This window comes from Acidaminococcus sp. HCP3S3_H5, from assembly GCF_052122235.1.
Taxonomy (GTDB): Bacteria; Bacillota; Negativicutes; order Acidaminococcales; family Acidaminococcaceae; genus Acidaminococcus.
The window spans coordinates 84,719-107,872 of the sequence record NZ_JBQKCS010000008.1 but is presented as its reverse complement, the minus strand read 5'-3'; the positions used below and the strand labels follow the sequence as shown (position 1 = coordinate 107,872).

The 23,154-nt window shown below is 58.8% G+C and carries 21 protein-coding genes; 1 reads left to right on the top strand and 20 read right to left on the bottom strand.

Features of this window, described 5'->3' with window-relative positions; genetic code table 11:
• Position 1: 1 nt before the first annotated feature.
• Positions 2-2,467 (bottom strand): DUF3656 domain-containing U32 family peptidase, encoded by a 2,466-nt coding sequence (locus ACTQY5_RS10455; protein ID WP_441369177.1) that lies wholly within the window; start codon positions 2,465-2,467, stop codon positions 2-4.
• 289 nt (positions 2,468-2,756) lie between these two features.
• On the opposite strand from ACTQY5_RS10455, the gene ACTQY5_RS10450 reads away from it, so the two are divergent.
• Positions 2,757-4,421 (top strand): EAL domain-containing protein, encoded by a 1,665-nt coding sequence (locus ACTQY5_RS10450; RefSeq protein ID WP_441369176.1) that lies wholly within the window; start codon positions 2,757-2,759, stop codon positions 4,419-4,421.
• A gap of 271 nt (positions 4,422-4,692) precedes the next feature.
• Here the strand turns inward: ACTQY5_RS10450 and ACTQY5_RS10445 are convergent, their stop codons facing one another.
• The 19 genes from ACTQY5_RS10445 to ACTQY5_RS10355 form a co-directional block, all read right to left on the bottom strand.
• The gene (locus ACTQY5_RS10445; RefSeq protein ID WP_154487258.1) at positions 4,693-5,553 is read right to left on the bottom strand and encodes a protease inhibitor I42 family protein; all 861 of its coding nucleotides are present in this window, start codon (positions 5,551-5,553) and stop codon (positions 4,693-4,695) included.
• A 690-nt stretch (positions 5,554-6,243) separates the two neighbouring features.
• Complete coding sequence (locus ACTQY5_RS10440; RefSeq protein WP_441369175.1) at positions 6,244-7,107, bottom strand: hypothetical protein; 864 nt, start codon at positions 7,105-7,107, stop codon at positions 6,244-6,246.
• On the bottom strand, positions 7,097-7,609 hold the full coding sequence (locus ACTQY5_RS10435) for a hypothetical protein (protein ID WP_022488215.1): 513 nt from the start codon (positions 7,607-7,609) through the stop codon (positions 7,097-7,099). The genes ACTQY5_RS10440 and ACTQY5_RS10435 overlap by 11 nt, the downstream gene beginning before the upstream one ends.
• Entirely contained in the window at positions 7,587-7,913 is a 327-nt protein-coding gene (locus ACTQY5_RS10430; protein WP_022488216.1) for a hypothetical protein, read from the bottom strand. Before ACTQY5_RS10430 ends, ACTQY5_RS10435 begins: the two co-directional genes overlap by 23 nt.
• Positions 7,900-8,367 carry a hypothetical protein gene (locus tag ACTQY5_RS10425; protein WP_022488217.1) on the bottom strand — a complete coding sequence of 156 codons (468 nt, stop codon included), beginning with the start codon at positions 8,365-8,367 and terminating at the stop codon, positions 7,900-7,902. The genes ACTQY5_RS10430 and ACTQY5_RS10425 overlap by 14 nt, the downstream gene beginning before the upstream one ends.
• Positions 8,364-8,783, bottom strand: a complete 420-nt coding sequence (locus ACTQY5_RS10420; protein ID WP_022488218.1) for a type II secretion system protein — start codon at positions 8,781-8,783, stop codon at positions 8,364-8,366. Before ACTQY5_RS10420 ends, ACTQY5_RS10425 begins: the two co-directional genes overlap by 4 nt.
• 48 nt (positions 8,784-8,831) lie before the next feature.
• Positions 8,832-10,025: a type II secretion system F family protein gene (locus ACTQY5_RS10415; RefSeq protein ID WP_154487270.1), complete on the bottom strand. Its 1,194-nt coding sequence runs from the start codon at positions 10,023-10,025 to the stop codon at positions 8,832-8,834.
• A 151-nt stretch (positions 10,026-10,176) separates the two neighbouring features.
• Positions 10,177-10,641, bottom strand: a complete 465-nt coding sequence (gene nrdR, locus ACTQY5_RS10410; protein WP_154487272.1) for a transcriptional regulator NrdR — start codon at positions 10,639-10,641, stop codon at positions 10,177-10,179.
• A gap of 19 nt (positions 10,642-10,660) precedes the next feature.
• A complete protein-coding gene (gene ftsZ, locus ACTQY5_RS10405) occupies positions 10,661-11,782 on the bottom strand; it encodes a cell division protein FtsZ (RefSeq protein ID WP_022488222.1) in 1,122 nt (373 codons plus the stop codon).
• A 144-nt stretch (positions 11,783-11,926) separates the two neighbouring features.
• Positions 11,927-12,253, bottom strand: a complete 327-nt coding sequence (locus ACTQY5_RS10400) for a small basic family protein (RefSeq protein WP_022488223.1) — start codon at positions 12,251-12,253, stop codon at positions 11,927-11,929.
• Positions 12,250-12,942: a DUF881 domain-containing protein gene (locus ACTQY5_RS10395; protein ID WP_154487274.1), complete on the bottom strand. Its 693-nt coding sequence runs from the start codon at positions 12,940-12,942 to the stop codon at positions 12,250-12,252. Before ACTQY5_RS10395 ends, ACTQY5_RS10400 begins: the two co-directional genes overlap by 4 nt.
• A 13-nt stretch (positions 12,943-12,955) precedes the next feature.
• Positions 12,956-14,149, bottom strand: a complete 1,194-nt coding sequence (locus ACTQY5_RS10390) for a cell division protein FtsQ/DivIB (protein WP_154487276.1) — start codon at positions 14,147-14,149, stop codon at positions 12,956-12,958.
• 1 nt (position 14,150) lies between these two features.
• Positions 14,151-15,083 (bottom strand): D-alanine--D-alanine ligase family protein, encoded by a 933-nt coding sequence (locus ACTQY5_RS10385; protein ID WP_441369174.1) that lies wholly within the window; start codon positions 15,081-15,083, stop codon positions 14,151-14,153.
• A 2-nt stretch (positions 15,084-15,085) separates the two neighbouring features.
• On the bottom strand, positions 15,086-16,471 hold the full coding sequence (gene murC / locus ACTQY5_RS10380; protein ID WP_022486901.1) for a UDP-N-acetylmuramate--L-alanine ligase: 1,386 nt from the start codon (positions 16,469-16,471) through the stop codon (positions 15,086-15,088).
• Positions 16,472-16,484: 13 nt separating this feature from the next.
• Complete coding sequence (murG, locus tag ACTQY5_RS10375) at positions 16,485-17,594, bottom strand: undecaprenyldiphospho-muramoylpentapeptide beta-N-acetylglucosaminyltransferase (protein WP_022486902.1); 1,110 nt, start codon at positions 17,592-17,594, stop codon at positions 16,485-16,487.
• Positions 17,591-18,964, bottom strand: a complete 1,374-nt coding sequence (gene murD / locus ACTQY5_RS10370) for a UDP-N-acetylmuramoyl-L-alanine--D-glutamate ligase (protein ID WP_302157333.1) — start codon at positions 18,962-18,964, stop codon at positions 17,591-17,593. Before murD ends, murG begins: the two co-directional genes overlap by 4 nt.
• Before the next feature lie 266 nt (positions 18,965-19,230).
• The gene (mraY, locus tag ACTQY5_RS10365; protein ID WP_308664425.1) at positions 19,231-20,193 is read right to left on the bottom strand and encodes a phospho-N-acetylmuramoyl-pentapeptide-transferase; all 963 of its coding nucleotides are present in this window, start codon (positions 20,191-20,193) and stop codon (positions 19,231-19,233) included.
• Positions 20,187-21,569, bottom strand: a complete 1,383-nt coding sequence (locus tag ACTQY5_RS10360) for a UDP-N-acetylmuramoyl-tripeptide--D-alanyl-D-alanine ligase (protein WP_288311203.1) — start codon at positions 21,567-21,569, stop codon at positions 20,187-20,189. Before ACTQY5_RS10360 ends, mraY begins: the two co-directional genes overlap by 7 nt.
• Positions 21,562-23,055, bottom strand: coding sequence for a UDP-N-acetylmuramoyl-L-alanyl-D-glutamate--2,6-diaminopimelate ligase (locus ACTQY5_RS10355; protein ID WP_441369173.1), 1,494 nt, complete (start codon positions 23,053-23,055; stop codon positions 21,562-21,564). Before ACTQY5_RS10355 ends, ACTQY5_RS10360 begins: the two co-directional genes overlap by 8 nt.
• Positions 23,056-23,154: the final 99 nt, after the last annotated feature.

Below are 23,154 nucleotides of genomic sequence, written 5' to 3'. Positions count from 1 at the left end.
CTTACAAAACTCCTCTGAAATAATGTCCCCGGGTGGTGTGGGGCCGGTTCTCTTCCACTTTGGTGTCCCCGTCCAGCACGCCCCGGTACAGGGCGGTCAGTTCACCCAGCTCTTCGGCGGTATAGCCCCGGCCATCGATCCGCAGCCGGGCGATCCCGGCCTTTTCCATATCCGGCACATTGGCCAGCATGGACAAGGGATGGCCGTTGAGCACGTGCATCCGGCCGAACTGGTCCTGCTTCAGAGGGAACTTTTCCTTCTTCCGGTCTTCCAGGAATCCCTGCTCTTTGCAGTGGAAGCTGCAGGATCCTTTGTGCAGGTTCCCCAGGAAACTCCCTTCCACACAGTATTCGCTGACCATCATTTCCAGGGCCCCTTCCGCCAGACACTCAATGGGGAGCGGGCTCTTCTTCACCAGGGCCCCCACCTGCTGGAGGGTCAGTTCCGGAGACAGGGTTACCCCGGCAAAGCCCTGTTCCTGCCAGAACAGGATGCTCTGGCTGTTGTAGGCGTTCATGTCATAATCCAGCCACAGAGGCAGCCCCAGCTCCTGGGCCATTTCCACCAGCCCGTTGTTGGCGATCAGGAACCCGTCGGGCTGGAGAGCCGCCCACTGGGCCAGGGCGCTCCGGAAGTACTTCAGCTGGCCTTCGCTGACGATCCGGCTGGTGGCCGCCATCCACTGTTTCCCCCGGGCCCGGGTCCAGCCGCTGATGGTGCTGTAATCTTCCAGGGTAAGGAGAGGCAGGGTGTAGCTGTCCCCTCCCACCAGCAGCACATCGGCTCCGGCTTCCAGGGCCACTTTGGCCTTTTCCAGGGTGTCCACCTGGACGCTGAGCTGGCTGTGTTTCCGGGTGCCGTGGTTTTCCCGCTGCCGGAGCACTTCCCTGTGCCACACAGCCTTTTTCCGGGGAGGCAGGAAGGCGTCCAGCCGCTTCTGGGTCAGTTCTTCCACGGCTGCCCGGCGGGCTTCGTTGATTTCGCTCATGGGGACCATGACCCCTTCATCCAGGCGGCAGACCAGTTCTCCCAGGGAGAATTCCGTGGTCCCCAGCCGGTCCAGCTGCTTTTTCACCGCAGCTTCATCCAGGGCATGTTTCCGGGCTTTTTCCACAATGAACCCGGTTTTTGCAGAGCCGGTATTCCCTTCTTCGTCGGTCACTTTCACTTCCATGGGCTGGCCCAGGCGAGCGGTGACTTCTGCATACAGAGGGATCCGTTTCTTGTGGTCTTCTCCAAAATACTGGGCGGCATACTGCATCAGTTCATTGTCATAGGTCCGGAACACCCGGTCGTTGAGCCGGATTCCCCGGGGTACGGGAATGGTGACGCTGCTGCCTGCCCGGGCCACCGGCACCTCTTTCCCGTTTACGGTCATATGTTCCACGGAGGTGCCCACCCGGCCCCCTACGCTGACCCAGAATTCCAGTCCGTCTCCCAGGTGCAGGTCCCGGTCCAGCTTCAGGGTGCCGGCGGTATGATCCTTGGCAAGGCTCTGGACCCGGCCCAGGAGCACTCCCCGGTTGTTGGGCCGCCGGTCGCTCATCATGGTCCGTCCAGGCCGGTTCACCATATAGGCAGTGGTGAAATCCCGGTTGAAGATCTGTTCGATGTTATCCCGGTCTTCCTGGGGCACTTCATAATGGCCGGCCAGGTAGCTGTCAATGGCCCGGCGGTAAATGTCCGTCACCACCGCCACATATTCCGGCCGCTTCATCCGGCCTTCGATCTTGAAAGAATGGATCCCCGTTTCGATCAGCTGGGGCAGCACATCCAGGGTGTTCAGGTCTTTGGGGGACAGCAGGTAATGGCCGGCATCCACCTTGGCCAGCAGGTCCTTCCCGTCCTTGTTCACCAAAGTGTAGGGCAGCCGGCAGGGCTGGGCACACCGGCCCCGGTTGCCGCTGCGGCCTCCGATCATGCTGCTCATGAGGCACTGGCCGCTGTAGCACACGCACAGGGCTCCGTGCATGAATCCTTCAATCTTGCCCGGGGTGATATTACAGATGGTCTTCAGATCCTTCAGGGAGGTTTCCCGGGCCATCACCGCCTGTTCCATACCATTGTGGTATGTAAACAGAGCCCCGGCGGAATTGGTCACCGTCATCTGGGTACTGGCGTGAAGGGGCAGTTCCGGCGCCACCTGCCGGGCCACCCGGATCACCCCCAGGTCCTGGACGATGATCCCGTCCACCCCGATATTGCTCAAAAAGCACAGGTATTCCCCCATATCAGGCATTTCCCCGTCATCCACCAGGGTGTTCACCGTTACATAGATCTTTACCCGGTGGAGATGGGCGAACCGGATGGCCCGGGTCATTTCCTCCGGTCCGAAGTTTTCCGCATAGGCCCGGGCGCCAAAATGGCTGCCCCCCAGGTACACCGCGTCGGCACCGGCAAACACAGCCGCTTCCAAAGCTTCCCAGGTGCCTGCCGGGGACAGCAGTTCGATATCTTTTCTTTCCATTAGAGACTCCTTTATGATCCAGCAGGGATGATCCCTGAATACGTACAATCCATGACTTTTTATTTTATCATATTCCTCCGGAGATGGCCAGAAGGAGGAGGCTCCCGGTTCCCTCATGAACAATTAAAAAAAACTCTGTGAAAAGTGCAGAAATCTGTTGTATTTTTTTACAGTCCGTATATACTTATAAAAGTGTTTTGCGCGCAGGGACAGGATTCTTCCGGATTGCTCCGTTAGCGGGGAGCCTGGACGGTCCTGTCCGGTGAGAAAATAAGAAAAGAGGTGCCTCATGGCTCCAGATACCCGTGCTTCCCAATTCCATACCCCGGACCGGACCGCTCTCCAGGAGTACGTCTGCGCCCATTTAGATGAAGCCATTGCCAAAGGCTGGATCCGACTGTATTTCCAGCCCATTGTTCGGAGCCTGTCCTATACCCTCTGCGGTTTCGAAGCCCTGGCCCGTTGGCAGGACCCGGTCCACGGGCTGATTTCCCCGGGCATCTTCATCCCTGCCCTGGAAAAATCCGGCACCATCCACAAGCTGGACCTGTGCATGGTGGACCAGATCTGCGCCCATTACCATCCCCGGGCTGATGAAGGCATGGCCATGGTGCCGGTTTCCTTCAACCTGTCCCGGCTGGACTTTTTTGCCTGCAATTTATTTGAAGAGATCAACGGCCGGGTGGACCGGGCCGGCATCCCTCACAGCCAGCTGGCTCTGGAAATCACCGAAAGCGTCTTTGTCCAGGACATGAGCTCCATTGCCCCGGTGCTGGACCAGTTCCGGTCCGCCGGTTACGAGATCTGGATGGACGACTTTGGCAGCGGCTTTTCTTCTTTGAACGTACTGAAAGACTATGGTTTCGACACCATCAAGCTGGACATGGCCTTTCTGGACAGTTTCACTGACCGGGCCCGGACCGTGGTGAAAAATGTGGTCCGGATGGCCAAAGAGCTGGACATCTTTACCCTGGCGGAAGGAGTAGAGACCCCTGACCATGCGGAATTCCTCCGTTCCATCGGCTGCGACCGGCTCCAGGGATTCCTGTTCAGCCGTCCCCTGGAAGTGGTGGATTCCCGCTGGGTGGCAGAAAAAGTGGGGCTGTTCCACGAAACAGACGCCATGCGCCGGTATTTCGATGAGGCAGACCGGGTGAATCTGATCACCGACAGTCCCCTGGCCCTGGTGGAATTTAAAAAAGATCAGGCTGACAGACACCAGTTCCAATTCTTCTTTTCCAACAGCGCCTATCAGAAGGTGACCCGGTCCATGGGCTTCCCCAATCCGGAAGCCGTGGCTGCAGACATGAGCCGGCCGGACAGCTTTTTGTGGAAGACCCTGGCCCCCTGCATCCAACAGGTAGCGGAACCGGGCCAGAAAGGGTCCGTCACCTTCCAGAGTCAGAGACAGTTCTTCTGGCTCCAGATACACCTGATTGCCCAGGCCAATGACTATTACCTGTACAAATGCCGGCTCCAGAACATCACTACCACCATGGACCGGCTCCAGGCAAACAAACTCCAGGGACTCCAGGACCGGGTCTATGAACTGTACAACACAGTGACCCTGCTGGATATGGACAAAAAAGAGGCCCGTCCCCTGGCCTTCTGGTACAAAAACTCCCCCTTCCAGCCAGGGAGGACCTTCGACAGCCCCAAAGCCTGGGACTACTACATCAGCAATTTCATCCATCCAGACGACCAGGACCGGTTCCGGGAATTCAGCAACGTGAACACCCTGGAAAAGCGGTGCGACCCCAAAGATGGAATCCTGGCGGACTACTTCCGGTCCCGGATGCCCAATGGGATCTACCAGTGGAACATGCACGGGATGATCCTGCTGCCGGAAAGATTCGGCCGCAAAGCCCTCCACGTGGCCCGGATCTGCCGCTACGGAGATGCCGCCACCGCCCGCCAGCTGATACGGGTGTATGAGGAGTATTTTGGGAAGTGAAAAAGGGGCTGTTGCATAAGCAACAGCCCCTAGCTATAGAGCCGCATAGCGGCTCAAGTCGGGAGTCTGAAGTCTGGAGCCGAATGATAAATTTGCAGGCAAATTTTTGAATGTGTAGAACCTTTGGATGAAATGATATCCCAGGTCGATTTCGAGTCTGGTTCTATACAATCGAAAGGATCCGTCCAACCAGGCGGATCCTTTCCTGAGGCTTCCGACTCCCGACTCCTGACTTCCGACTAAAAGGGCTGTTGCTCATGCAACAGCCCCTCTACCTCACCCTGAACCGAAACACCCGCTCCCTTAAGGGGGCGGTCATTTTTTTTGCGTAGACCGCTTTGATCTGGTAGTCACCGGGCTGGCTGAAACCGGCAAACAGGATGGTCACCCCGGGAGAGCCTGCCTGGCCGGTGGGGTTCAGCAGAGGCAGGGTAAAGGAATGGCCCAGGTTTACAAACCCTGGCTGGGCGCTCTGGTCCACCATCACCCACTGGTTGCCGCTGGTGGGGTTGGCATCCATGTACAGGGCCACCAGTTCACCGGGCTTCAGGTCCAGAGTCATGTCTTCCCCATTGCTGTCCAGTTTGTAGCTGGTAAGCAGCCGGGCCCCTTCCGCCACGTTGATGGCCTTCAGCAGTTTCGTATAAGGGATGGTGGTGTCCAAGGGCCCTTCCGGCTGGGAAGCCACCCGGATCCCCTCTTCGGCGAACACGTAATTTTTCCCCTGGATATACTGGGCATATTCCGTGGAATTGGTATACAGCAGATCCTGGTCTTCCAGGACCTTCCCCCCGGTTACGTCCAGGTTCATGCCGGCATACACCGTCCGGTCCCCTTCCGCCTTCAGGATGATGCTGAACAGGGTAGGCCGGTTCATGGTCACTTCATAAGAAAGCACCGCCTTGCCCCCGGCTTTTTTCCCCAGGGCATTGGCCTTTTCCTTGATCAGGTGGTTCAGGTTGGCCTGGAGATTGGCCTCCTTCAGCCCGTCCACAAAGGGCACCTGGCCTGCCGCCTTCCCGTCCGAATAATCCTGCCGGAGCAGAGTGGTATGGCCAAAAGCAAAAGCGGACAGAGGCAGAGCCAGAGAAAGCCCCAGAGCCAGCGCCGCCGCAGATTTTTTCAGATGCATGGATATTCCTCCTTCGTATCACTTCCCTTCTATTCTACACGATAAAAGAAGGAAGAAACATGAAATTTGTGAAAAAAGGGGGGCTATGTATCTATCAACAAATTCTCAGCGAACCCTTCATCGCCGTATAGTTATTCAGAAATGGGGTCAAAAATTTTTTATCGCTGCTTTGAGGTCGACGACGCAGGGGTTTCGCCGCAGGCAAACCCGTCCCGGCCGCCCAGAGGGGAAAAACTTCAATACCCATACACCCGCGAGGACTCTCCGCCGGGAGGGCAAGTCCGCCCTGCAGGGGCGGGGGACCGGGCTTGCCCGGTGGTGGGGGCATGAGGTCCTTAAAGGACCGAATCCCTTGACGGTGGTACGGAAACTATCTACCTAAGAGACAGCAATGGATACTGCTGTCATCATATTTCTGCTTCTGCCAGACACTCCCTTGTTTTCGGCCGGCCCTGCAAAGGATCGGCTGTCGCCGATGCCCCCACCACCGTGCTCCGCATGGTCCCCCTCCCCTCCCGGGGCGGACTTTTTGTTGGTGAAATCCGTCCCTCCGATTCCCTGCCAGGCGCACGAGATGGGTCCAGATGCGCGAAAGCAGCGAATTTTGGCTGGGGCATAGTACACGGACGTACATGCCCCAGTCAAAATCCGCTGCTGACAAAGCAGATGGGCCCATATCGTGCGCCTGGGTTATGCGATAGCCTTTGTGCGGAAAACCCCCACCACCCCCTCGCTCTTCACAAACTCCGCCCCCTTTTTCACCACGATGGGCCCCCGGCAGGCCAGGATCCCGGTTACGTGGGAGCCTGGTTCCAGGGTCAGGGTTCCGGTGGCGTAAAGGTAGGCATCTTCCAGGCGGGCGCCTTTTTCCACGGTAATATCCCCGTTGGCCAGGAACCGGAAATCCCCCTTGCAGCGGAAGCCCTGACGGAACCGGATGCTCCCCCGGTTCACCAGCACCCCGCTGCCCTGGAGCAGCACTGTCCGGCCTGTTTTTTCCGGCCACTGGAGGGTTTCCCGGCCATAGCAGAACACTTTTTCCACCGGGGCTTCCATCCGCCGGGAATCAGGCAGGGACCAGGCAGGCTTCCGCCCGAACAGGGACCAGTCCACAAACAGCTTCCCCTCCTTCCGTCCCTCCGCCCAGATGCCGGTTTCTGGAAAGATCTCCCCAGGCTCTGTACCGGGCATCCGGATTTCATACCGCCGGCCTTTCATCAGTTCTTCTCCGGTTTCCCGGTGGAGCCGGAGGACTTCTTCCCGGATCCGGCCCTCCTGGATGGTTTCCAGGGAAGCATAGACCAGCGGTCCCTCCGGCTGGAACCGGACCGGTTCCAGCTGCCGCTTTTCTCCCGGTGCCAGGAAGGGCTCTCCCTCCCGGATCCCGCACAGGCTCCGGAACAGGACAGCGTCCTGCCGGGCCTCCTGCTTCAGCTGCCAGTCCTTCAGAGCCTGGCGGGTCACCCCCAGAAGCCCGGCCCACACCGTGCCCAGGAGCCCCAACCCCACCAGCAGCACCAGGCTGATCATCCCGGGAGATTTCTTACCGGCCATAGGGCAGCACCTCCTTCCACACTTTCTCCTGACCGGTTTTCCGATCCCGGAGGGTCAGCTCCCAGGCCAGTTTTCCCGGCTCTGGAAGGGAAGCGGAAAAATTCTCCACCTGCACATGTTCCGGAGAGACCGCCAGACTCACCGGGTTGTGCTTCCGGGGTTTCCAGATCTTTACGTACAGGGTGGGCCAGGGCCGTTTGGCGGTGGTCATGACGAACCAGGATTCCCAGGCGGCATCCGGCCTTCCGTAACACCGGACTTCCGTGCCATGGTCCCCCTGGAACACCCGGACCTGTTCCACTTCGTAAAAGAACCGGCTTTCCAGCCGGGAGTGGAGGTCCTGTTCCAGCCGGTCCAGTTCTCCCTGGGTCCAGCAGCTTTCCATGAACCGGCACAAGTTGGGCAGTCCCTGGAGCAGCTGGCACAGCACCAGGGTAAAAAGGGCCAGGGCCCCCAGCCCTTCCGCCAGCAGGCTTCCTTTACTTTTTCTCATACCGGGCATAGCAGCAGCGTCCTTTCCCCCGGCGGGTGAGGCAGATTTTCCGGAGCATCACCCCGGGCAGCTGGGGCACCGGTTCCAGAACGGTTTCTGTCTCCCACTCCGGGTCCGGGAAAGGCGGATTTTCCCCCTCCTCCAGGAGCCGGACCGCCAGCCGGCTTCCCGTTTCCAGTTCCCGGCGGAGCCGGACGCCCTGGAGAGCCAGCCGGGAGCCCGCTGCAAAGGACAGGGCCGCCGCCCCCAGAAGGAACACCGCCAGGATTCCGTCCAGCAGGAAGAACCCGGGCTGCCGTTTACCGGAATCCATGGTATTCCATCCGTCCCACAAAGTGGGAAAAGGAAAGGAGCTGGTACCGGTCAGGATCCGCCTGTTGGCAGACGGCCACCGCAAACCCCTCTTCCCCGTTGCCGGTGGGGGTGAAGCCTCCTTCAAAGGTCCGGACCCGGAAATCCTCCAGACCCAGGGAAGGATAATCCAGCACAGTCCGCTGCCTGGTCCCGTATTGGCCATACACCTGGCTGCCCTTTGGATTCATGGAAAACCGTACATGGTTGCTGTGGAGGTACTGGGCCCGCTGCTGGAGGGCGGTAAAGGTGCTGCCGGCGGCCCGGGCTCCCAGCTGGAGCCGGAACCCATTGGCAAGCTCCTGCCACCGGGACAGGCAGGGCAAAAGAGCCAGGACCAGCCCCAGACAAAGCCCCAGCACCAGGAGCAGTTCCGTCAGCACAAAGCCGCCCTGCCGACGGGCCCTGGGATTCATGCCTCTGCCCCTTTCTTTTCTCCCAGGGTGTCGCTGGACACTTTCTCCCCGTTGCTCAAAGTGGCGGTGAACACGTACTCCCCGTCGGTTTCGCTCATGGAGATCTTGCTGTAGTCCCGGTTGGGCACGTATTTCTTGTCCACCAGGCTCTGGATGTCTCGGGGCTTTTCCGCCAGTTCCAGTTCGTACAGCTGGGCGCCGCTCTGGAGCAGGGCCATGTCGGAAATCAGCTGGCTGTCCCGGGACCGGTCCATGGCGCTGCGGATGGAGGGCAGCAGGAAAGCAGCCAGGCCCCCTATGATGGCCAGGACGGCAATCAGTTCGATGAGGGTGAAACCGGGCTGCTTCTTCCGGCGGATCGTGTTGGCAGGTTGGGTTGCTTTCAGGATACAATTGGTTTTCATCGTTGTCTGCATTTCTTTCTCCTTTCGTGAGACAGAGCATAGATTCAATAGGTCAATGAATCAGGGCACCAGGGGCAGTCCCTGGAGCAGGGCAAAAAGCGGGGACAGGAGCAGCACCAGCATGGCCGTACAGCCCCCGGCCAGGACCAGGAGCAGCACCGGTTCCAGCAGGGTTTTGGCCTGTTTCAGCCGGTTCTGGAAATCCTGGTCCAACAAATGAGCGGCTTCCGTCAAAAGAGCCGGCAGGTGGCCGCTTTCTTCTCCCAGGGCGGCAAATTCCACCGCCAGGGGACTCAGGAGCAGAGGCTGCTGCCGGGCGGCGCCTGCCAGGGACGATCCTGCCACCACCGCCTGTTCCATGGCCCTGGCACAGGTCCGGCAGGGCCCTTCCGGCAAAATCTGAGCCGCCTGAGGCAGGGCCCGGTCCAGAGGCAGGCCGCCCCTAAGCAGCAGGGCCAGGAGCCCCAGGAAACGGATTTCCCAGAAGGTCCGGACCCAGTTCCGGATCAGGGGCAGCCGGGGCAGCCACCGGGACTTTTTCCGCCACACCAGAAGGAGCCCGGCTCCCTGGAGAATCAGAAGACCCAGGAACACCAAAGGATGCGCCTGGAAGCTACGGACCACCGTAAGGAGCAGCCGGAAGCCCGCCGCCGGTTCCAGCCGGAGGGACTGGTACAGGTCCCCCAAAAGGGGCACCACCAGCCAGCAGAACACTCCGGTAAGCACCAGGGACAAGCCCAGCACCAGCGCCGGATACAGACAGGCCTGGAGCACTGCTTTCTGATTCTCCCGTTTTTTCTGATAAAATACCGCCAGCTGTTGGAATACCAGAGGCAGCTGACCGCTGTTCTCCCCGGCTGCCGCCAGAGGGCCTGCCAGCTTGCCCACCTGCTTTTCCTGCTGCCGGAGGGCCTGGGACAGGGAAAAGCCCCGGCCCAGGGCGTGGTCCAGTTCCCGGCACAGCTCCTTCACCGCAGGGGAACTGTGGCCTTCCAGAGCCCGGAGGGCCCGGAGGATGGGCAGACCTCCCTGGAGCAGCAGTCCCAGCCGGCGGAAGAAGGTTTCCCGGTCCAGGTCTCTCAGAGAACGCTTCCCCTGGAACTGTTTTTCCAGGAAGTTATCCCTCCGTAGCTGAAGGATATAGGGATACTGCCGGGCCAGTTCCTTCCCGGCCTCCTCCAGGGTGGCTGCAGAAAGGGTCCCCTGGCACAGCTGTCCTTCCCGGGTACGGGCTTTCCAGTGAAACTGTTCCATCTGTTTCACCTCCTTTCCCTGTTACCCTTCGAGGTCCAAAGAAAAATTCCTTCCCCAGTGGAAAAATCGGGCTATTAACGGCAAAAATCGGCAGCGAACAAAAAAAAAGCTGTGAAAAAATGATTTCTCATTTTTTCACAGCTTTTTTTATTTACTTTCCTTTTCCCTTATCCAGCATATTCTGGATTTCCTGCATGAAGCTGTTCACGTCGGCGAACTGGCGGTACACGGAGGCGAACCGCACATAGGCAATCTGGTCGATCTTTTCCAGACGGGCCATGACCACTTCTCCGATTTTCGTGGATTTCACTTCATTTTCCCCGGACGCCCGGATCTCGTTCTCGATCTGACTGGTGAGAGACTGGATCTGTTCGTAGGTAAAGGGCCGTTTTTCAAAGGCCCGCAGGAGTCCGGCCAGGATTTTCTTGCTGTCGAACATTTCCCGCCGGCCATCCCGTTTGATGACCAACAGAGGGATCTGTTCATATTTTTCGTAAGTCGTGAAACGCCGTCCGCAGCGGGGACATTCTCTACGCCGCCGGATGGACGCCCCCTCTTCAACGGAACGGGAATCGATGACACGGCTATCTTCGCAGCCACAGAATGGACATTTCATAACCTACACCCCCAGTTCCTTATTTGTTGCGGATCCAGGGCGGAATCTCCGAAGTGGGAGAAGTAAAGCTGCTCACCTTGGAACCGGCAGCTTCTTCAGCAGCCTTGGTGATCCGGCTGGTGGAAGTCTGGGGTTTTACAAAGGAAGCAGGTTTCGGGGTAGTGGTACCGGCAGCCGGTTTCCCTTCGTCGATGCCGGTGGCGATGACGGTGACACGGATTTCGTCTTCCATGCTTTCGTCGATGTTGGCCCCGAAGATGATGATGGCATCAGGATCCACCACATCGGTGATGATCTTGCTGGCTTCGTTCACATCCATCAGGCTCAGGTTGGGGCCGCCGGTGATGTTCAGCAACACCCCTTTGGCGCCTTCGATGGTGGAATCCAGCAGGGGGCTCTTCACAGCGTTTTCAGCTGCAGCCGCAGCGCCTTCGTCACCCTTGGCGGTGCCGATGCCCATCATGGCGGAACCGGCGTTGGTCATAACGGCCTTTACGTCGTTGAAGTCCACGTTGATCAGACCGGGGACACTGATCAGGTCAGAGATTCCCTGTACGCCCTGGCGCAGCACATCATCGGCCAGTTTGAAGGCATCTTTCATGGAAGTCCGTTTATCCACAACCTGGAGCAGACGGTCGTTGGGGATGGTGATCAGGGCATCCACCTTGGCTTTCAGGTTGGCAATCCCCTGTTCAGCCACGTTGAAACGACGGCGTCCTTCAAAAGAGAAAGGCTTGGTCACAACGCCAACGGTGAGAGCACCGGCCTGTTTGGCCATTTCTGCCACCACATGGGCTGCACCGGTACCGGTACCGCCGCCCATACCAGCGGTAATGAAGACCATGTCAGCACCTTTCACGCATTCTGCCAGTACGTCTTTGGATTCTTCTGCAGATTTTTCCCCTACTTCCGGGTTGGCCCCTGCACCCAGGCCTCTGGTTTCGTCCTCACCGATCTGGATCTTGGTGGGGGCGCTGGATTTTTTCAGCTGCTGCGCATCGCAGTTCACAGCGACGAATTCCACACCCTGGAGTCCGGCCTCGATCATGCGGTCCACGGCGTTGTTGCCGCCGCCGCCCACACCGATGACCTTGATTTTTTCCAGGGGCTGATCCATCGTATCTTTGTCTGCCTCAAACATGTTTCATGGTCCTCCTCATCTATTGTGTGATTGGATAGTTTGTTTCTTCGTACACTATATCTAGTATACCATTTAACAGATAATATTTCATCCCCATTTTGGGGAAAATTTTGCCTTCTTTACCGGAGATTGTTCACCGAACCATCAGCTCCCCATCAGCAGCCGCCGGATAATGGCGATGTTGTTGAAGATCCGCAGACCGAAGGCGATCAGGGCCACATAGTACAGGTCGATCCCCAGCCGGTATCCGAAATAGCACAGGAACACGGCGAAGATCCCGTTGGCAAAGAAGCCGCTGAGGAAGATCCGGTGGTCGAAATGACCTTCCAGGGAAGATCGGAAGCCGCCGAACGCCGCATCCAGGCAGCCCATGAAAGCCACGGCCACCAGTTTGCTGTACATGGGCGGCACCACCGGGAAATAGGCTCCCAGAGCAATGCCCGCCGCCAGTCCCAACAGGGCATAGATCATTTGGCTCCCCCCTCTTCCAGCTTGGCATATTCAAAATGACGGGTTCCCTTGTAGGCAGGGATCTCCACGCTGTCCTTTTTCTTCACGTCCACGGAAATCCCCCAGAACTTCAGGGTTTCCACCACTCCGCCCCGGAGCCGCAGGGCGCTTTCCAGAGTCTGGGGATCCCCGATGGCCCGGATCTCGTAGGGCGGGGTGAACCGGGTGTTGTTCACCGAAACAGTGGGCCCGGCGCACCGGACTTCCGATACATCCAGCAGCCGTTCCTTGTTGATGGCCAGGGCTTCCGCCCCTGCGGCCCGGAGTTCGTTCAAAAGCCGCAGCAGATCATCATCGTGGATCACATACAGGTTGGGGTTCTCCCCGGCCTTGGGTTTCACCTGGCTGTCGTTCACCGTGACCACCACCCCGGGGCCTTTCAGGGCCACTTCCCCGGATTTGATCTTCAGGTCGTTAAGGACTTTCTTGTCCCCGCCGGCTCCCTGGGTCTCCAGTTCTTCCAGCCGGTTGGCCAGTTCCTTGTTTTCCTTTTCCGCGTTCTTCAGTTTCTCCACCAGATCTTCCGCCCGCTGCTGGTTCACAGACTGTTTGGCCTGTTCCGCGCTGCGGAACTGGGTGGATATCATGGTGCCCACGATCAGGCACACCAGAAACAGGAAGAACTTCTCTCTATGACTGCGAAAGACCATGGCATTCTCCTTGTTACAGTTTAATATACGGTTTTTCGTAGGTCAGGTCGATATACTGCGCCTTGATTTTCTTGGCTTCCAGTTCCTGGCAGATGGCCTTGAAGGTCTTCAGCTTGCTCTGGGCATTTTCATAGGTGCCCAGGATCACCGGGATCCCGTTGTGCAGGTAGATCTTCAGGCTCTTGTTTTCGTCCACATGGATTTCCATGATCCGTTCCTTCAGCTCCGGATCCAGTTTCCGGAGGAAGCTCAGGATCCCCTGGATTTCTTCATCTTCCGTCATATCCCCCAGTTCCCCCTGGGCAATGTGCCAGCCGGACACAAAGGGAGCGTCTCCCCCGGTGATTCCGTCTGCCAGGCCGATAATGTGGCCGGTAGGATCCAGCTTGGCATACTGGGTCCCTTCCATGGCCACATACAGAGCCGGCTGCCGGTCCGTGATCACCACCCGGAGGATGTTGGGCCAGCCCAGGGCCAGGTCGGCCTTTTCCACCCGGTAGTCACTCCGGAGACTGGTAAGGAGCTTCTTCCGGTTGATGTTGAAGATGTTCAGCGGATCACCGGCGTCCCCCATTTCCTTCACTTCATCCAGGGTCACCACTGTGTTCCCGGTGACTTCCAGCCGGCCAAAAGCCAGCCAGGGCTGGTGGAGGGTCACATAGGAGGCAATCAGGAGAGCCACGGAACCCAGGAGCAACAGCACCCGGGGCCAGTTCAGCCGGCGTTTTCCACGGCGCCGGGTCCCTTTTTTGCCTGTTTTTTCAGATCCGGCAGGTGCTGCCGCCTTTTTCCGCCTCCGGAACCGGCTGGTCCCCGGTTCCTTCTGTTCCAGGGCTTCCGCCTTCTGTTCCTGCCGGAGCCGGAAGGTTTCCCGTCCAACCGCCCGGTCTTCCAGGGCTTTCCGTTCCGCCTCTTCCGTCCGGCCGTAAATATAGGCCTGGGCTTCCTGACGGACTTTTTCCCGTTCCTTCTGCCGTTCCTGCTCCTCTTTCCGCCGCTGTTCCTGGCGGAGCCGGGCTGCCCGCATTTCCTGCCGGAAGGTGCTGGTTTCCCGGTGTCCTTCCGAAGGGTTCCGGGAACTGCTGCTCCCATCCCCCTCCTGCCGGCTGCTGTCCCGGCTCAGCCGCCGGGTCCTTTCCTGCCCTGGCTGCCGGCTTTCCGGCCGCTTCCGGCCGATCTTGGGCTGGAACCAATTGGGCCGTTTCATGTCAGTGGGCCGTCTTCAGGATCTTTTCACACAGATCCGGGAAGGAAATACCCATGGCGGCAGCGGCCTTGGGGATCAGGCTGGTGGCAGTCATCCCGGGGATGGTGTTCACTTCCAGGGCGATGCAGTCCCCGTTGTCCGCCAGCATCAGGTCCGTCCGGGCCACACCGCTGCAGCCCAGGGCTTCGTAAGCGGCCACGGCGATCTTCTGGAGCCGCTTGGTGGTTGCTTCCTCAAAGGGAGCCGGGCAGGTGTAGGTGGTGGCCCCTTTGGTGTACTTGTTGTGGAAATCGTAGAAGTTCACATGGGGTTCGATGAGCACCAGCGGCATGGGGATGGCCCGGCCGTCTTCTTCCATCATCACCCCGGCGGCCACTTCCTTGCCGGTGAAGAAGGCTTCGCACAGCACACGGTCCCCGTACTGGAAGGCTTCCTGCAGGGCATCATCCAGCTGCTTTTCATCCTTTACGATCACTACCCCGATGCTGGAGCCCTGGGTGGCCGGTTTTACCACACAGGGGATGCCGATTTCCTTCAGGATCCGGTCCTTGGGGTCCTGGTCCCGCTTCTTGTCCAGAAAGATGCATTTGGCGGTAGGCACATGGTTGTTCTGGAACAGATGCTTGGTGTACACCTTGTCCATGGCCAGGGCGCTGGCCAGTACTCCGCTGCCCGTATAGGGGATCCCCAGCATTTCCAGGATGCCCTGGAGCCGGCCGTCTTCCCCGTAGAGCCCGTGGACGGCGTTGAACACCACCTTGGCGCCGGAGGCCTTCAGCTGGTCCACGATGTGTTCCGGATCCAGGTCGATGGCCACTGCATCATAGCCTTTTTCCTTCAGGGCATTCAGGATGGCGTTCCCGGTATTCAGGGACACTTCCCGTTCTTTGGAAGGTCCGCCCATGACCACTGCCACACGATCTTTTTTATCCATTGTCAGTTCCTCCGTTCCAGTGCCTGTACCAGATGTTCTCCCAGTTTGTAGATGTCCCCGGCCCCGATGGTCATGATCAGGTCCCCGCTCTGGGCCTCATGTTCCAGATGGTCCAGGATGGTGGGCTGGTCAGCCATGTATTCCACTTCCTGACCGGTGGTGGTCCGTACCTTGTCCGCCAGCATTTTTCCGGTGACCCCGGGAATGGGATCCTCACTGGCTGCATAGATGTCGGTGACGATCAGCCGGTCCGCATCTTTAAATGCCACGGCGAATTCGTCCAGGAGCAGCTGGGTACGGGTGTACCGATGAGGCTGGAACACCACGATCAGCCGTTCCGGATGGGTCTGCCGGGCCGCCTTCAGCGTGGCCATGATTTCCGTGGGATGGTGGGCATAGTCGTCCACCACCCAGACGCCGTCCACTTTCCCCTTGGTTTCGAACCGGCGCTTGGCTCCGCTGAATTTTTCCAGGGAAGCCAGGATGTCCGGCAGGGGCAGTCCCAGTTCCCGGGCAGCGGCAATGGCCCCCAGGGAATTGAGCACATTGTGCCGGCCGGGGATGATCAGATGGCCCTGACCGATGGTCTCTCCCTGGTACACCACATCGAAATGGGTACCGTCCGTGCCGTAGATGATGTTCCTGGCCTGGTAATCTGCATCCTGGCTATCGATGCCATAGCTGATCACCTTTTTGTCCGTGGCTTCCCCGATGGTCCGCACCCGGTCGTTGTCATAGCACAATACGGCGCAGCCTTCGTCCTTGATCTGGGAAACGAACTGAGCAAAGGCCTTCTGGATGTTTTCCTGGCTGCCGTAATGGTCCAGGTGGTCGTCTTCGATGTTGGTGACCACCGCAATGTAGGGATTGAACTTCAGGAAGGAGCCGTCGCTTTCATCGGCTTCTGCCACCACATAGTCGCTTTTGCCGTTGGCCGCATTGGACCCCAGGTTGTTTACGATGCCCCCCACCACAATGGTGGGATCCAGGCCGCAGTCGCTGGTGATGCAGCTGAGCATGGAGCTGGTGGTGGTCTTCCCGTGGGCCCCGGCCACCGCAATCCCCTTGTGCTTGTTCATGAGATACGCCAGCACGTCGCTCCGGTGGATCACCGGCACCTGGCGCCGGTGGGCTTCCACCAGTTCCGGGTTGTCAGGATGGATGGCAGTGGACACCACCACCACTTCCGCCCGTTCGATCTGACAGGCAGCGTGGCCGATGAATACCAGGGCCCCTTCCTTGGCAAGCTTGGTGGCCATGTACCCGGGTTTGGCATCGGAGCCGGACACATGGTACCCCCGTTTGATCATCACGTAGGCCAGGGCACTCATCCCCGCTCCCCCGATGCCGATGAAATGTATGTTTTTGATTTTATCCAGATCAACCAATGGTCTCTTCCTCCTATTTGTTCCCTTCGGCCAGTGCCAGTGCCTGTTCCGCAATGGCATCCGCCGCCTGGGGCATGGCGCACCGCAGGGCGCTCCGGTGCATGGTCTCCAGCCGTTCCGGTTCCTGGAGCAGTTTTTCCACTTCTCCCAGCAGCCAGTCCCCGTTCAGGTCCTTGTCCAGCACCACCAGGGCCGCTCCTTTGGCCGCCAGGGCCCGGGCATTGTATTCCTGGTGGTTGGCTGTGGCATAGGGATAGGGAACCAGGATGGAGGGGATTCCCTTCACCATCAGTTCCGCCAGCCCGATGGCTCCCGCCCGGGAAACCGCCAGATCCGCCGCTGCCAGGGCCAGGGGCATATCGTGGAGATAGGGCACCACATGGATGTTCCCGGCATGGAGCACCTGGTCTCCCAGGGCTTCCGCATGCTTTTCATACCCTACGGTGCCGGTGGCGTGGAGGATCTGGATCCGGGGATTCCCGGCCAGCTGCTGTTCCACAGTCACCATGGCCTGGTTGATGGTCCGGGCCCCCCGGCTGCCCCCGAAGGCCAGCAAGGTGGTCTTGTCCGGATCCAGGCCAAACTTCTTCAGGCCTTCTTCCCGGCTGGCATCCAGGATCTCCTGGCGTACCGGGTTGCCGGTATAGACTTTCTGGGCATGGGAGGCGAAATACCTGGCTCCCTCTTTATAGCCCAGGAACACCCGGTCCACAAACCGGGACAGGATCTTGTTGGTGACCCCGGGCATGGCGTTCTGTTCCTGGATGCAGGTGGGCACCCGTTTCATGGCCGCCCAGAACAGAATGGGGCCGCACACGTAGCCCCCGGTGCCGATCACCAGGTCCGGATCGATCCGGTTCAGCAGGGTGTAGGCTTCCTTCAGCCCCAGGAGCAGTTCTCCGGCGCTTTTCAGGGTGCCCAGGCCCAGATGCCGTTCAAAGCCTGCCACTTTGATGAATTCCAGGGGATATCCGTACCGGGGGATGATGTCCTTTTCCAGCCCTTTCCGGGTCCCCACAAAAGTGATTTCACAGTCAGGGTCCAGCCGCCGCAGCGCCCCGGCAATGGTCAGTGCCGGATAGATGTGGCCGCCGGTGCCCCCGCCGGACAGTACGACTTTCACGCTTCCGCCTCCTTGGCCAGATCATGGACGATCTGCTTGAATACCCGGCCCCGTTCCGGGAAGTTGGCGAACATGTCATAGGAAGAGCAGGCCGGGGACAGGAGCACCACCTGAGGGGCTTTTGCTATGGCATAAGCCTTCCGCACTGCATCTTCAAAGGTGCCGTCGATCATGATGATGTTCTGGACTCCGTGTTTTTTGGCTGCTTCACAGAACCGCTGCCGGGCTTCTCCCAAAAGGATCAGGGCATCGGTCTTGGCCTTTACCGCTTCCATCAGATCATCCAGGCTGGTCATTTTGTCGTGGCCTCCTGCCAGCAGGATCACATGGCCGTCTTTGAAAGCTTCCAGGGCCTTGATGGCGGAATCGGTGTTGGTGGCCTTGGAATCGTTGTAGTATTTCACCCCGTTGATGGTGGTCACATATTCCAGCCGATGTTCCACACCCCGGAAGGCTTTCAGCACCCGGGCCATGTTTTCCGGAGTGACTCCGGCGAAATGGGCGGACAGGCAGGCCGCCAGCACGTCCTGTTCGTTGTGGGCCCCGAAAATCTGGAGATCGGACACCTGGCAGATCTTTTCCTTCTTCCCGTCCAGGGCCAGGGTGAACCAGCCGTCTTCGATGAAGCCCCCTTCCGGCAGTACCTTCTGGGTGCTGAACCAGACCACCCGGCTTCTGGCCTTGTCCCCCAGTTTGCTGGAAACCGGGTCGTCAGCGTTGAGGATCAGGATCTGATCCGGAGTCTGGAAGGCGAAGATCTTGGATTTGGCGGCCACATAGCCGGCCATGTCCCCGTGCCGTTCAAAATGGTCCGGAGTGATGTTCACAATGCAGGCCACATCGGGGGCCAGGCTGGTGGTCCCTTCCAGCTGGAAGCTGGACAGTTCCGCCGCCACCCAGGAATCTGCGTCCAGGTCCTGGAGTTCCTTGCTGAGGGCAAAGCCGATGTTCCCGGCTACGGTGGTCTTCACCGGCAGGGTGGCCAGCATTTCTCCCAAAAGGGTGGTGGTGGTGGTCTTCCCGTTGCTGCCGGTTACGGCGCACCAGTGGCCTTTGTACAGCCGGCTGGCTTCTTCCGCTTCGGCGATGATTTCCATTTTCAGGTCCCGGGCCTTCTTCACCGTTTCCGTAGTAAAGGGGATCCCGGGAGAGATAATGAACAGATGGCACTGTTCCAGATAGGGTTCCGGGTCCGTCTCCTGGACATATTCCCCGCCCCGGGCTTCAAAAGCCTTCAGCCAGGCCGGATCCAGGTCCTTTTTGTCATCGTTGTATAAGATTACGGCAGAGCCCTTCTGGGCCAGGACTTCTGCAACGCCCTGGCCGCTGATTCCGGCCCCGTACACAAAGATTTTCTTTTTGTCATCCATGATGATGCCCCCCAAGTTTATGCTATTTATCGTTCATCGTGAATCGTTTATTGAGTCGGAAGTCAGAAGTCGGAAGTCGGAAGCTCCAGGATGAATTTGCAAAGCAAATTCTTTGAATATGTATAACCTTTGTACGAAATGGTCATCATGAGAATTTCGTTACCGGTCCACATATTCAGTAGAATCCGTCCAGCCTGACGGATTCTGTCCTGAGGCTTCTGACTCCAGACTTCCGACTACGGGCTGCTGTTCAATCAGCAGCCCTGTTACTTCATCAGATACAGCCCCACCCCCAGCAGGGAGAACAGGCAGCTAGCCAGGAAGAACCGCTTCACTACAGTGACTTCCTTCCAGCCTCCCAGTTCAAAATGGTGATGGAGAGGAGCCATCCGGAAGATCCGCTTCCCGTGGGTCATTTTGAAATACCCCACCTGGAGCATTACAGACAGGGCTTCCAGCACGTAGATACCCCCGATCACCACCAGGAGCAGTTCCGTATGGGTCCCGATGGCCACGGCAGCCACCGCCCCGCCCAGAGCCAGGGAACCGGTGTCCCCCATGAAGCACTTGGCCGGGTGATGGTTGTAAATGAGAAAGCCCAGGCAGCAGCCCACAATGGACAGGGCAAACAGGGCTTCCGGCAGGAGATGGCTGGCAAAGCCGATATAGGCAAAAGCCAGCATCACCGGAATGGTTACGCTGGAAGCCAGTCCGTCCAGGCCGTCGGTCAGGTTCACCGCATTGGTGGTGCCCACCAGGAGCAGCAGCAGGAACAGGTAATACCCGGCTCCCAGGTCCACAGTGGCGTTCACCACCGGTACCCAGATCCGGGTGCTGTATACGGTCACGTCTCCGGGATACAGCAGGTAGACAGCCGCCACCAGGATCTGGAGGGCCATCTTCTGTTTGGAGGTAAGCCCCAGATTCCGCTTGAAGAAGATCTTCAGGCCGTCATCGATGAACCCGATGACACCGTATCCCACAAACAGCCACAGGGCCACAATGGTCCGGGAATCCAGCGGGATCCACACCAGAGAAGCCACAATGGCCGCGGCGATCATCATCAGGCCTCCCATGGTGGGAGTACCGTTTTTCTTCAGATGTTCCTTGGGCCCGCATTCCCGGATGCTCTGGCCGAAATGCCATTTGTGGAGCAGCGGCAGCAGGAACCGGCCGAAAATGGCCGTCAGTACAAAGGAAGTGACCAGGATGCCCACACCGCTCAGCATGTTTTGGCCCCCTTCCGGAACACCGTATCAATAAGGGAAAAGACTTCCATCCCATGGGAGCCCTTCAGCAGCACCACATCGTCGGGCCGGACCAGATTGGCCAGTACGGGAGCCGCTGCCTCCTTGTTTTCCACATAGTGGACGGGAACCCCGGCTTTTTCGGCCGCTTCCGCCGTGTACCGGCTTTCCGGTCCGTAGCAGATCAGTTCTTCCACCCCGTATTTTCCGCACCATTCCCCCACCTGGGTATGGCCGCTCTGGGAATGGGCCCCCAGTTCCAGCATATCCGCCAGCACTGCAACGGCCCGGCCTTTCCCCTGGTTCTTCACCACATCCCGGAGGGTCTGGAGCGCCACTTCCATGGAAGCCGGACTGGCGTTGTAGGCGTCGTTGATCACCGTCACCGGGCCGAAATGGAGGATTTCCTGGCGCATGCCCGTCATCTTCAGGTTTTCCAGGCCCCGGGCGATGGCTTCGTCAGGGACGCCGTACACTTCCCCTACCGCCACCGCAGCCAGGGCGTTCATCACATTGTGCCGTCCCAGCAGAGGCAGCTTCACTTCCTGGGTATTCCCGGTGATCCGGCTCCGGTACACGAACCGGGTGGCCAGACCGTCGGCGGAAATCTCCACCGCCTTTACGTCTGCGTCGCTGTCGATGCCGTAGGTGTGGACCGTGGCTCCCGTTTTCATGACGCTGACCCGGGGATCATCCCCGTTCAAAAAGGCATGGTTTTGGGGCGTAAAATCCTCCAGGATCTCACTTTTGGCTTTGGCGATGTTTTCCAGGGATCCCAAAAGTTCCAGATGGGTATCCCCCACATTGGTGATCACCGCTGCATCGGGAACGGCAATGTGCTTCATGGCCCGGATCTGTCCCAGGCCCCGCATGCCCATTTCCACCACAGCCATTTCCGTATCCTCCCGGATGGTGAGCAGGGTCTTGGGCAGGCCGATTTCGTTGTTGAAGTTGGCCTGGGTCTTGATCACCCGGTATTTTTCTCCCAGCACCGCCGCAATACAATCCTTGGTGGAGGTCTTGCCGTTGCTGCCGGTAATGGCGATCACCGTCAGTCCCTTTTTGTCCAGCCGGTACCGGCTGGCGATCTTCTGGTAGGCTTCCAGGGTATCCGGCACCAGGATGCACCGGTCCGCCGGCACCCCTTCCGGCACTTCCGAGACCACCGCTCCCCGGGCTCCGTCTTTCAGGGCCTGGGCCACGAACCGGTGGCCGTCGAATTTTTCCCCTTTCAGGGCCACAAACAGGCACCCGGGCACAATGGCCCGGGAGTCCGTAGTAACATCCGTGAACTCTTCTCCGTCCTCAAAGGCCATGGGCACCTGGAGGGCGTTTTTCAGCAAAGCAGCATCAAGCATTGGTCTTCCCCTTCTGGAAAAAGTCACGTACCACTTCTCCGTCGTCAAAATGGATGGTCCGGTCCTTCAGGATCTGATAATTTTCGTGACCTTTTCCCGCTATCATCACCACATCTTCCGGTTTGGCATGGGCCATGGCATAGTCGATGGCTTTCCGCCGGTCGGTGATCTTGTGGATTTCTTTTCCTTCCGGATTTTCTTTCAGTCCTTCTTCAATATCCCGGATAATGGCTTCCGGGTCCTCGGTCCGGGGATTATCGCTGGTGACGATGACAATGTCCGCCAGATTGAGGGCAATCTGCCCCATAATGGGCCGTTTCTTCCGGTCCCGGTCTCCCCCGGCTCCGAAGATCACCCACAGTTTCCCTTTGGTGATCTGCCGGGCGGTCTTCAGCACGTTTTCCAGGCCGTCCGGGGTGTGGGCATAATCCACCACCACCGTAAAGGGCTGGCCTGCATGGATCAGCTGGAACCGGCCGGGGACCCCGGCGAAATCGTCCAATCCCCGGATAATGTCCTCCCGGGTCAGGCCTTCTGCAATGGCGGCGCAAATGGACCCCATTACATTGTACACGTTGAATTCCCCGGTAATGTGGAGCTTCAGGTCCATTTCTCCCACCGGCGTATGGAGGTTCAGTTCCATATGGGTGGCGGCCACGTGGAAGGTCAGGGGGTACACATCGTTGTCCTTCCCCTTCCCGTAGGTCATAATCTTTGTCTTCACCCGGGGCATGATCAGGGCAGAGCTTGGGTCATCGCTGTTGAACACCGCCGTCTTGTTGGGCTTTACCCCTTCATGGAGACGGGTGAACAGCAGGGCCTTGGCTTCCCGGTAGTTTTCCATGGTCTTGTGGAAATCCAGATGGTCCTGGGTGATGTTGGTCAAGACCGCCGTATCATATTCAATCCCTGCCACCCGGTCCAGGGCCAGGGCATGGGAAGAAACCTCCATGACACAGGTGTCACAGTGGCTTTCCACCATTTCATAGAGCATTTTCTGCAGATCCACCACATCAGGGGTGGTGTTGTGGCTGGTGCGGACCTGGTCACCGATCATCACGTTGATGGTGCCGATGAGCCCCACCTTGTGGCCGGTCCGGGTCAGAAGGGTCCGGAGGATATTGGTGGTGGTGGTCTTCCCGTTGGTGCCGGTGACTCCGATCATCCGCATTTTCCGGGCAGGCCAGTCGTAGAACCAGGGTGCCAGGGTCTTCACCGCTTCCTGGGTGCTGGGGACCCGGATCACCGTCATCCCTTCCGGCACTTCCGTGTCTGCTTCCGTCAGGGCCGCCACCGCGCCCTGGGCTGCGGCCTTGGCAATGTATTTGTGGCCATCGGTGTTGACCCCTTTGATGCATATAAAAAGGCTGCCGGGACCGGCGGTCCGGGAATCGATGGTCAAATCGCAAACAGTCCGATCTGCCCCATTCCCTGCAACCACGGCACCAGGCAGCTGTCTGATTACATCCTGCAGTTTTCTTTCCATGTTGATCCCCCTTATGATTGGCAGACAACTGGAAAACAGGCTGTCTGCCAATGGCTATGTGGGCCTTTCGGGCCCGGTTCGGGCAGGCTGCCGCCCAAA